The organism is Allomuricauda ruestringensis DSM 13258, assembly GCF_000224085.1.
GTDB lineage: Bacteria > Bacteroidota > Bacteroidia > Flavobacteriales > Flavobacteriaceae > Flagellimonas > Flagellimonas ruestringensis.
This window is the reverse complement of the sequence record NC_015945.1, coordinates 1032882-1043066: the sequence shown is the minus strand read 5'-3', so window position 1 is coordinate 1043066 and position 10185 is coordinate 1032882. Positions and strand designations below refer to the sequence as shown.

Below are 10185 nucleotides of genomic sequence, written 5' to 3'. Positions count from 1 at the left end.
AATATTAACCTAAGAAAAGACTAATATTTGATTAATATAGGTTAGGTTAAAAAGAAAAGACCACCGATCGGTGGTCTTTTCATATATAAAAACAGCTTAAACTTTGAATTATTAGTAGCCTGGGTTCTGAACCAAGTTAGGGTTAAGAATAAGTTGGGCAGATGGTATTGGGAACAATTGACGGTTCACGTCTCCCACAGCATCAGCTTCTTTAAAATCCCAGTCTTTGGTGTATTGTCCAAAACGAATCATATCGTTTCTTCTCCAACCTTCGGTATACAATTCACGAGCTCTTTCGTCCAAAAGGTCTTGTCCTGTTACAGAAGCAAGCGGAGCAGCCCCTCTCATAGTTCTCAACTCATTAATCATAGTAGTTGGGTCACCACCACTTCTCATCATGGCTTCAGCTTTCATCAAATAAGCATCTGAATACCTGAAGAAAATGATATGGTTGGCGAAGGCACCGTCTCTTGGATTATATTTGATAACACGAATACCGGTTACTTCGTTGTTGTCAACTAGGCTTGGCTGACCATCTACCGCACTAACGAATTCTCTGGTAAAGCTCAAAGGGTTACCATTTCTATCTTCAAGTGCAGCACCGTTAGGACCATATTGTTGTCCGATTAGGAATCCAAAACCTACGTTGGAACCATCAACAATACCGTCACTGTTTTCGTCCGTGCCGTAGCTGCCATCAAAAGCAATACCACCAGGAGGAACAAATCCTCTACGCTCTTCCTGACCATCATTCAATGTTCCATCATTAAGTCCTGCGTTGCTATTGGCATCACCTTCGAACAAATCGTAAAACTCGGCCAAAGTACTGAAACCGTTCCAGCCACCACCACCTAACTCGGTAGAGTTATAGTGCAAGGTGTGAAATATTCTAGCGCCTGCAGAGGCTTGTGCATACCAAATAGTTTCGGTATCGGCACCTGGCACAAAAATATCAAAGTAATCAGAAGCTAATTCGTATCCGTCGCCTTCGATGCCATCTACCAACGAAATAACTTCGTTCATATCAGCAGCAGCTGCAGTACCTGAACCGTTATAGATATGTCTGTTCAGTAGTACTTTTGCTTTAAGGAATCTGGCGGCAGCCTTGGTAGCTCTCAAGTTGTCATCACCTGCAACAGATGTAGGAAGATTGGAGATGGCGGTATCCAAATCACTTAATATGAAAGAAACCGCATCATCACCGGTCAGTACTTCTGGATCGCCTAATGGATCTGCAGATTCAGTATCTCTAAAAGGTACTTGTCCAAAATTGTCTAGAATGATGAACATGGATAAACCTCTTATGAATGCCGCATGTCCAGTAGCTTCAGCGGAAGATGCAGATCTTGAATCCAAAACTTCACTAGCTTGTAATTGCAGGCCATTCCAGTCGTTCCAAACGGCTAAAATATATTGGTGTTCCGGTGTCCAGGAATGTTGGTGCAATTGTCTCCATATACCATTATCTCCCCAGTCGGAACCTCTAGTTGGAACCAAAAGGGCGTCGGTGGTAACTTCATTCAATGCATATAGGTTGGCTTGTGTACCAATATAGCCATATAAATCATTATACATCGCAGTGATTTGACTGGATGCAGCTTCAGCAGTCTCTATTCCTGTGAAACCCTCAGCCAATAACGAATCCGTTGGCTCTACTTCCAAATCGGTGCAGGAAGTCAGCATGACACCCACGAATAGTGTGAGTGTCAAATATTTGTTAGTTTCTTTTATAATATTTTTCATTGCTTTTTTTTTAAAATTTAGCGTTGATCCCTAATGTAACAGTTCTTGGTCTTGGGAAAGCAGTATAATCTATACTTGCGCTGGGTATACCAGTACCAAAGTCTCCTGTAGAGGATGATACTTCTGGATCTAATCCGCTATAATCGGTAATCAAAAATAAGTTTTGCCCTGTAAGCGACAATCTTAAACTTTTTAGTGTGCCTTCTCCACTAAGGGGTACGTTGTATCCGATGCTTGCGTTTTGCAACCTTACAAAATCACCTTTTTCCAAGTACAAAGTGGAAACTTCTTGGCTAACGTTGGTGTCCAAAGCTCTTTGGGTAGCGTTTCTTGTTGTTTCAAAGGTTGGCCTGTTCAAGAATGCGTTGGCTGTATTGTTGTAAACAGAGAATCCAAATTGCCCTGCAAAATAAGCAGCTGCATCCCAGTTTTTCACCCTAAGGTTAAGGGATAGACCAGCGTTTACATCAGGAAGCCCATCTTCGTCAACAAAATCTTTTTGATCAGGATTGAAATCTGGGTTCCCATTACTGTCTTCAGCATATTCGGCCATGTAATAAGAGAACAAAGATCTTCCTTCTCCTAAACGCTGGGCGAAAGCATCGGTTAGTCCAGGTCCGTTCAAAGCACCGAAGTTAGCGGTAAGACCATTCAATCCTTCTACCGTATTCTTGTTGTATGCTACGTTTAAGGAGGACGAGAATGTTACATCCTGTGATTGAATAAAATCATAGTTCAATGCTACTTCAACACCTTGGTTGATTACAGTACCATCCTTTAAGTTTTTGAAAACAAATGGATCGGCTGCCGGGGCAGCGGCTCCTTGTCTGAACAATAGATCCTTTGTTTCTTTTCTGTACAAATCAATGGAACCACTGAACCTGTCTAGATTGAACCCAAAGTCCAAACCAATGTTCAAGTCCAATGTTGACTCCCACTTCAGTTCTGGGTTTTGTACCGCTACTGTCTGCGCACCTGGTCTAATAATTTCACCACTATCACTAATACCAGGTCCTGCAAAACGTACCCTTCTTAAATAGTTGGCGTACCCCAGACCTTCTTGGTTACCGGTAATACCTGCTCCCAATCTCAACTTCAATGTAGAGAATGCCTCTCCAATAAAATCTTCCTCGTTAAGTTTCCAGGCAAAGGCACCGGAAGGGAAGTATCCATAATTGTTATTTTCACCAAACCTTGAAGAACCATCTGCTCTTACCGTGGCGGTAAACAAGTATTTATCCATTAGGCTGTAGTTGGCTCTTGCAAAGAAAGATTGAAGTTCATCGGTGTTGTCGAAAGTATCTATCCAAACAGAGGTATATGCGCCAGAGGCAACATCTAGGGTCGCAGTATCCTCAAAAGGATTGATACTGTTTATAAAAGAACCGTTCGGTGCATAACCTGCTTGTTGGTATGGTCCATCGATACTAGCTCTAATGTTGTTGACATCGTCGATTAGAAGCTGACCCATGGCATTGAGGTCAGTTGTTGGTGATTGCCAACCTTGTGAGTTAAAGCCTCTTCTACGGAAATCTTGAAAGGAGTAACCTATGATAACATCCAAAGAAGAATTGTCGAAATCCTTTTTATAGTTAAGGGTAGCTTCCAAAAGCTTACTTGTAGCGTTTAAATTATTAAAGGCTGTTTGACCATTCCCCGTAACACGATTAAAGTTATTTGCGTTTCCTGATATAGAAGATAATGCTTCTGCATCCGAGTCATCGTAGCCCACACTAACCTTTCCAGTAAGTTCAGGTATGAAATCATACTCCGCTGAAAAGTTGATCAGTGCACGGTTGGTATTTGTTACTGATTGGAAGTTTGATAAATAGTTGGCCGGGTTCAACTGGTTACCTTCCAAGAAAAAACTTGAACTTGCTGGCCAAGTTGGGTTGGCGGAGTATGCAGCACCTATCAAGTTACCACTTGCTCCCGAAGTACCACTAATTGGAGGGGCATCATCATTTACACGAGAAAGCGAAGCTTGAAGGTTTAATCTTAGCTTATCGTCCAAGAACCTTTGAGTTGCATTAATTCTTCCAGTAATACGTTCTTGGGCCGATTTTTCAATAACACCAAATTGCTTTCCATAAGAGAAAGTAGCTCTTACGTTACCACTACCATAATTTCTGGAGTATGAAAGGTTTTGATTTTGTGAAGCAACGGTTCTGGTAATATAATCTTGCCAATCGGTATTAAATCCAAAATCACTTGCATCTGCAATTTCTTGACTTCTTTCGGAGGCAGTGGCCGCCAAGAACTCATTACGGTCAAAAAGATCATATTCATTGGCTGGTGAAGAAATACTCAGGTTTGAGCTGAATTCCCACACACCACCTTGTCCAGTTTTACCGCTTTTGGTAGTAATGATCACAACACCATTGGCACCACGAGAACCATAGATAGCAGTGGCCGAAGCATCTTTAAGAATCGACATGCTCTCAATATCGTTTGGGTTGATAAAGTTTAATGGGTTTCTTGTAGCATTACTCCCATTAATTACATCACCACCAGAGGGTGTGGTTGACTCTCCAGACAATGGTACTCCATCCACTACGAAAAGTGGATTGTTGTTGGAGCGAATCGAGTTAGAACCTCTAATCCTTAGATTCATGCCAGCTCCAGGCTCACCACTCGCTTGGGTAATCTGTACACCTGCGGTCTTACCCTGAATTAATTGTTCGGGAGAAGCGATAACACCTCCGTTAAAATCTTCAGAGGTAACTGCTGTAACAGAACCGGTTGCATCTTTTACTGTGGTTTGACCGTAACCAATAATTACCACTTCATCCAAAGCTTGTGCGTCTTCTTCCAAGGTGACATTAATGCTGGATTGGCCATTGACCGCAATTTCCACGGTCTTGTATCCAATGTAGCTAAAAACCAATGTTGCAGCATCTTCAACATTGTTAAGGGTGTAGTTACCATCAAAATCGGTCTGCGTACCATTGGTAGTGCCTTTTACCAATACGCTTGCCCCTGGCAACGGCCCATTCGCATCCGAAACAGTACCTGATACTGTCTGAGCTTTCGCCATCCCAAAGCATAAAAATGCCCCAAGCAACAAAAAGCTTCTTAGTAGCGTAATTTTCATAAATAATTAATTTAAGTTTAGTTAATTTTAATTCAAGTGTTAAACATATATAAAAAAAAGGTTAATCTAAATTTAACTATATTGCAAAACACGACGAAAACGGTTTCGTGTTGATAACTTTAAGAAGTGTATTTTTTACAAAACTTAAACAGCTTACTTGCTTAAATCTTAAAAAGTGTATTCATAATTACGGATTCCGCAATATTGCTACTAATATAACATTTTTATTCTTTGATTGGGGCAACTAATTCAAGAAGTGATTTTCAAGTGGTTATTTTGTTTTTGTCAAAAAGTGTAATTTGGTCAGTTACTTATTTTTATTTGAGTATATCCCAAAAAGTATAAATTATCTATCCCTTGAAATCAAAGATTACCTTAAAAGATATAGCCAGAGAACTTGAAGTGTCCATATCAACGGTTTCCAAAGCACTTAAGAACAGTGAGGAAATAGGTAGGGATACCAAAGAAAAGATACAGGCCTTTGCAAAACTTTACAACTATAAGCCCAACAATATTGCAATAAGCTTAAAGAATAAGCGTACCAAGAATATTGGAGTTGTAATCCCGGATATTGTACATCATTTTTTTACAACGGTCATTCGGGGTATCGAAAAATATGCAAATGCCAGGGGATATAACGTTATTGTATGTCTTTCCGAGGAATCTTTTGACAAGGAGGTCATCAACATGGAAATGCTCGCCAATGGCAGTATTGATGGCTTTATAATGTCACTCTCTTCCGAAACACAAGAAAAAGGCGATTACAATCATTTAAAAGAAGTTACCGAGCAGGGCATCCCCGTGGTGCTTTTTGATAGGATTACCCATGAGGTGGAATGTGATAAAGTAATCATTGATGATAAGCTGGGCGCTTACCAGGCAACAAAAAAGTTTATCGATCAGGGAAAAAAACGAATAGCCCTGATTACTACGGATGACTATTTGAGCGTTAGTAAAGCCCGCACCAAAGGGTATCTCAAAGCATTGAAGGAGAGTCCCCTTGGAATCGACGAATCCATGATATTGAAAATGCCCTCAATGGAAATGGACGAAGGGGCCATAAAAACCTTTTTGGACAATAAGGAACCGGATGCCGTTTTGTGCGTAAATGAAATCTTTGCGGTCTGCGGTATGCGATTTGTGCAGAAAAAGGGACTAAAGATACCAGAAGATATATCTTTTATAGGATTTACCGATGGGGTGCTGTCCAAATATGCCAACCCAAGCCTTACTGTTGTGGCACAACATGGGGAAAAAATGGGCGAAGAGGCCGCAAAAATGTTGATAGATAAAGTAGAGAGCGAAGCGGAGGAAGAAACCTATCAAACCAAAATCTTGGAACCCACCTTGGTGATCAGGGATTCCATTGCGCATTGATCCAATGATGAATATTTCTTAAGCTGTGGGTATGAAAACAAATGGGATACTGACTTTTTTCATAGTACTCACCGTATTATCTTCGTGTAAGCAACAAACCAAACTAAAGTCGACCCCTCCACCAATGAAGAAGAAAGAAGTAGTCTATCAGGTATTTACCCGTCTCTTCGGAAACACCAATGCTACCAACAAGCCTTGGGGCACTATTGAAGAAAATGGAGTGGGTAAGTTTGCAGACTTTTCAGATAAAGCCTTATCTGAGATAAAAGCCTTGGGAGTTACCCATGTTTGGTATACAGGAGTGCCACACCATGCCGTAATTAACGACTATACAGCCTACGGAATTTCCAATGACGACCCCGATGTGGTAAAAGGAAGGGCGGGCTCACCCTATGCCGTTAAGGATTACTACAATGTAAATCCTGATTTAGCAGTCGACCCTGCCAACAGATTGGAAGAATTCAAGGATTTGATTCAACGAACGCACCAAGCTGGCTTAAAAGTGATAATCGACATTGTGCCCAATCACGTTGCTAGAAATTACGAAGGGATGACCAACCCCGAAGGCGTAACGGATTTTGGCGCTTCGGATGATACAACTAAAGTATATGATGTAAACAACAACTTCTATTATATTCCCGGCAAAGCATTTAAAGTTCCCGAGTGGCAAGATGGATATTTACCCTTGGGAGGTGATGAAAACAGGTTGGCTGATTCAAAGTTTGAGGAAAATCCAGCGAAATGGACAGGAAACGGCTCCCGATTGGCCCAACCTCATTTTAACGACTGGTACGAAACCGTAAAGATCAACTACGGAGTTCGTCCAGATGGAACCAAAGACTTTGAGCAACTGCCCGAAGCATACCGTCAAAAAAATTATAAAGCACATTACGAATTTTGGAAAGACAAGACCCTGCCGGATTCTTGGTACAAGTTTAAGAACATTGCCCAGTATTGGTTGGATTTTGGCGTGGATGGTTTCCGTTTTGATATGGCCGAAATGGTTCCAGTGGAGTTTTGGAGTTACCTCAATTCCAACATCAAAATGAAAAACCCAGATGCCTTTTTATTGGCCGAAGTTTATAACACAAGTTTGTACCGTGATTATATTCATCAAGGTAAAATGGATTACCTCTATGATAAGGTAGAACTTTACGATAGCATCAAACATATAATGAAGGGTTATGGTTGGACGGATCACATCCCTGTAATGCAAAAAGGGATGGCCGATATAGAGCACCACATGCTCCACTTTCTGGAAAACCACGATGAGCAGCGTATCGCCAGTCCCGATTTTGCGGGCAATGCCCAATTGGGAAAGCCGGCAATGGTAGTTTCCGCTACCATAAGTACATCGCCTACCATGGTCTATTTTGGGCAAGAGGTTGGTGAGCCCGGGGCAGAAGATGCAGGCTTTGGTAGTCCAACACGAACTTCAATTTTCGATTATATCGGGGTGCCACATCATCAACGATGGGTCAATAACAAAAAATTCGATGGCGGTCAATTATCAGAAGAAGAAAAAAGTTTAAGGGATTTCTATAAGCGACTTTTGAATTTCACTATAAATAGTGAAGCTTTGATGGGCGAGTATCAAGAGATTCATTTTTACAATAAGGACAATACAGAAGGATACGATCACAGGGTGCTTTCCTATGTAAGATGGTCCGCTCAGGAAAAGCTAATTATCCTATCCAATTTTGATGAACATAAAAACTATTCCTTCAACTTTAAAGTGCCCAAAGATGTCATTGCAAAATGGCAATTATCGGATGGGGAGCATCCATTGACGGAGGAGTTGTACGGAAAGGTTAAAAAGAATATGGTCATTGATAATGGACAAGGACAAATACAACTGGAATTAGAACCGCTTCAATCCTATATCTTTAAGGTAGGGAATTGATGTTTTTCGTTTGCAAATCGTATTTTTAACTTTCAATACCAAACCAAATGAAGAAAAACTTACTTGTAGTTCTTACAGCTGCTCTACTTTTAACTAGTTGCGAAATGACAAAATCAAAACCATTAGTGATAGGTCACCGAGGAGCCATGGGCCACGAGACCGAAAATACTTTGGCATCGGTTCAAAAAGCTATGGACCTTGGCGTTGATATGATAGAAATTGACGTGTTTAAAATTGATAGCGGAGAAATCGTTGTTTTTCATGATGAAACAGTGGATAGGCTGGCTAATTCCAGTGGTAATATTGAAGAATACAATATTGTTCAATTAAGGCAGCTCACTTTGGATAGCGGACACAAAATTCCAATGCTTCAAGATGTGTTAAAAAAAATCAACAATCAGGTTGCTCTAAATATTGAGCTTAAAGGTGCCGGAACAGCCGATAAAGTCAATCATATTGTTAACTATTATATCGAAAAGGAAGGGTGGAGCCCCGAAAACTTTGTGATTTCAAGTTTCAAATGGGATGAGCTCAAAGCCATGAGAGCGAAAAACAAAGATATAAAAATCGCTGTTTTAACTTCCAAAGACCCACTCGAAGCAATTGAAGTGGCCAAAGAACTAAAAGCAGTTGCAATAAACCCAAACTACAAAACGCTTACCCAAGAAAACACGGCAAAAATCCAAGCAGAGGGATTAAAAGTCTATACATGGACGGTAAACGAACCCGAGGATATTCAAAAAATGACCGAGTTCGGGGTCGATGGCATTATTACCAATTATCCGGAACGCGTGAATTAATGTTCGACGTTATAATAGTAGGAGGTGGTGCAGCTGGATTTTATGCTGCGATTCAAATAGCGGAATTGTCGCCACAACTCGAAATTGCCATTTTTGAAAGGGGCAAAACGGTACTTTCCAAAGTAAAGGTTTCAGGTGGAGGACGTTGCAATGTTACCCATGGTGAGTTTTTACCTAAAGAGTTGGCAACGAACTACCCAAGAGGGGAAAAGGAGCTTTTGGGCCCTTTTCATAAATACGCTCCAATGGATGTCATGTCCTTTTTTGAAGCGCGGGGAGTCCCCCTCAAAATTGAAGAAGATGGCCGTGTATTTCCCAAAAGTGATTCTTCCCAGAGCATAATCAATTGTTTGGTAGGTGAAGCTGAGCGATTGGGCGTACAAGTTTTGAAAAACAGCGCTGTAAAAGCAATTAGCAAAATTGGGGAAGGCTGGCAGGTAACCACCATGAACAAGCATTATCAAACAAAAAAACTAATGCTTGCCACAGGCAGCAACCCCAAAATTTGGAAACAGTTGGAAAATTTGGGACATCATATTGTTTCGCCCGTGCCCTCCCTCTTCACATTTAATATCAGCGATGAAAGACTTAAGGGGATTCAAGGAATAAGCACCTATGCCACTGTTGAGGTAATGCCCAAGAAAACCTTTAATACGGACAAAAAACCGTTAAACCTAAAAAGTAAGATTAAGGAAGATACCTTGCTTTATGCTGATGGCCCACTTTTGATAACCCATTGGGGTTTGAGCGGCCCTGCCATTTTGAAGCTCTCTGCTTGGGGCGCCAACCTTCTGCACGATTATAATTATTCTTTTAGAATAAAGGTAAACTGGTTGCCCGATTATAGCACAGAATCTATGGAAGCCTACCTCAAGGAATTGAAAGGCGTTGAAGCTAAAAAAACGGTTATGCGCACCAACGTCACCGAACTCCCAAAACGGTTGTGGAAGCGCTTGGTGGAAGCAGCCGAAATTGAACCTGATGAGCGCTGGGCGGACATGAGCAAAGAACAATTGCAAGCCTTGTCCGAACAATTAACGGCTTCATCGTTCAAGGTTGAAGGCAAGAGTACCTTTAAAGAAGAATTTGTCACCGCTGGAGGGGTGGACTTGAAAGAAATCAATTTTAAGACTTTTGAGAGCAAATTGCATCCCAACCTCTATTTTGCAGGCGAAATCATTAATGTGGATGCCATCACGGGCGGATTTAATTTTCAAAATGCATGGACAGGAGCGTACATTGCCGCCCAAGCCATTGTTTCCTAAAGG

At 41.2% G+C, this 10185-nt stretch carries 6 protein-coding genes; 4 read left to right on the top strand and 2 right to left on the bottom strand.

The genetic code is table 11. From position 1 onward, the window contains the following. Window positions 1-111: 111 nt before the first annotated feature. Both MURRU_RS04725 and MURRU_RS04720 read right to left on the bottom strand, forming a co-directional pair. On the bottom strand, window positions 112-1743 hold the full coding sequence (locus MURRU_RS04725; protein ID WP_014032282.1) for a RagB/SusD family nutrient uptake outer membrane protein: 1632 nt from the start codon (window positions 1741-1743) through the stop codon (window positions 112-114). 10 nt (window positions 1744-1753) lie between these two features. Next, window positions 1754-4837, bottom strand: coding sequence for a SusC/RagA family TonB-linked outer membrane protein (locus MURRU_RS04720; RefSeq protein WP_014032281.1), 3084 nt, complete (start codon window positions 4835-4837; stop codon window positions 1754-1756). A 357-nt stretch (window positions 4838-5194) separates the two neighbouring features. On the opposite strand from MURRU_RS04720, the gene MURRU_RS04715 reads away from it, so the two are divergent. From MURRU_RS04715 to MURRU_RS04700, 4 genes are all read left to right on the top strand, one after another. After that, window positions 5195-6214 carry a LacI family DNA-binding transcriptional regulator gene (locus tag MURRU_RS04715; protein WP_014032280.1) on the top strand — a complete coding sequence of 340 codons (1020 nt, stop codon included), beginning with the start codon at window positions 5195-5197 and terminating at the stop codon, window positions 6212-6214. 31 nt (window positions 6215-6245) lie between these two features. Then, window positions 6246-8117 (top strand): alpha-amylase family protein, encoded by a 1872-nt coding sequence (locus MURRU_RS04710; RefSeq protein WP_014032279.1) that lies wholly within the window; start codon window positions 6246-6248, stop codon window positions 8115-8117. 104 nt (window positions 8118-8221) lie between these two features. Next, the gene (locus MURRU_RS04705) at window positions 8222-8917 is read left to right on the top strand and encodes a glycerophosphodiester phosphodiesterase (RefSeq protein ID WP_014032278.1); all 696 of its coding nucleotides are present in this window, start codon (window positions 8222-8224) and stop codon (window positions 8915-8917) included. After that, window positions 8917-10182, top strand: a complete 1266-nt coding sequence (locus tag MURRU_RS04700) for a BaiN/RdsA family NAD(P)/FAD-dependent oxidoreductase (RefSeq protein ID WP_014032277.1) — start codon at window positions 8917-8919, stop codon at window positions 10180-10182. The genes MURRU_RS04705 and MURRU_RS04700 overlap by 1 nt, the downstream gene beginning before the upstream one ends. The last annotated feature ends 3 nt before the right edge of the window (window positions 10183-10185 follow it).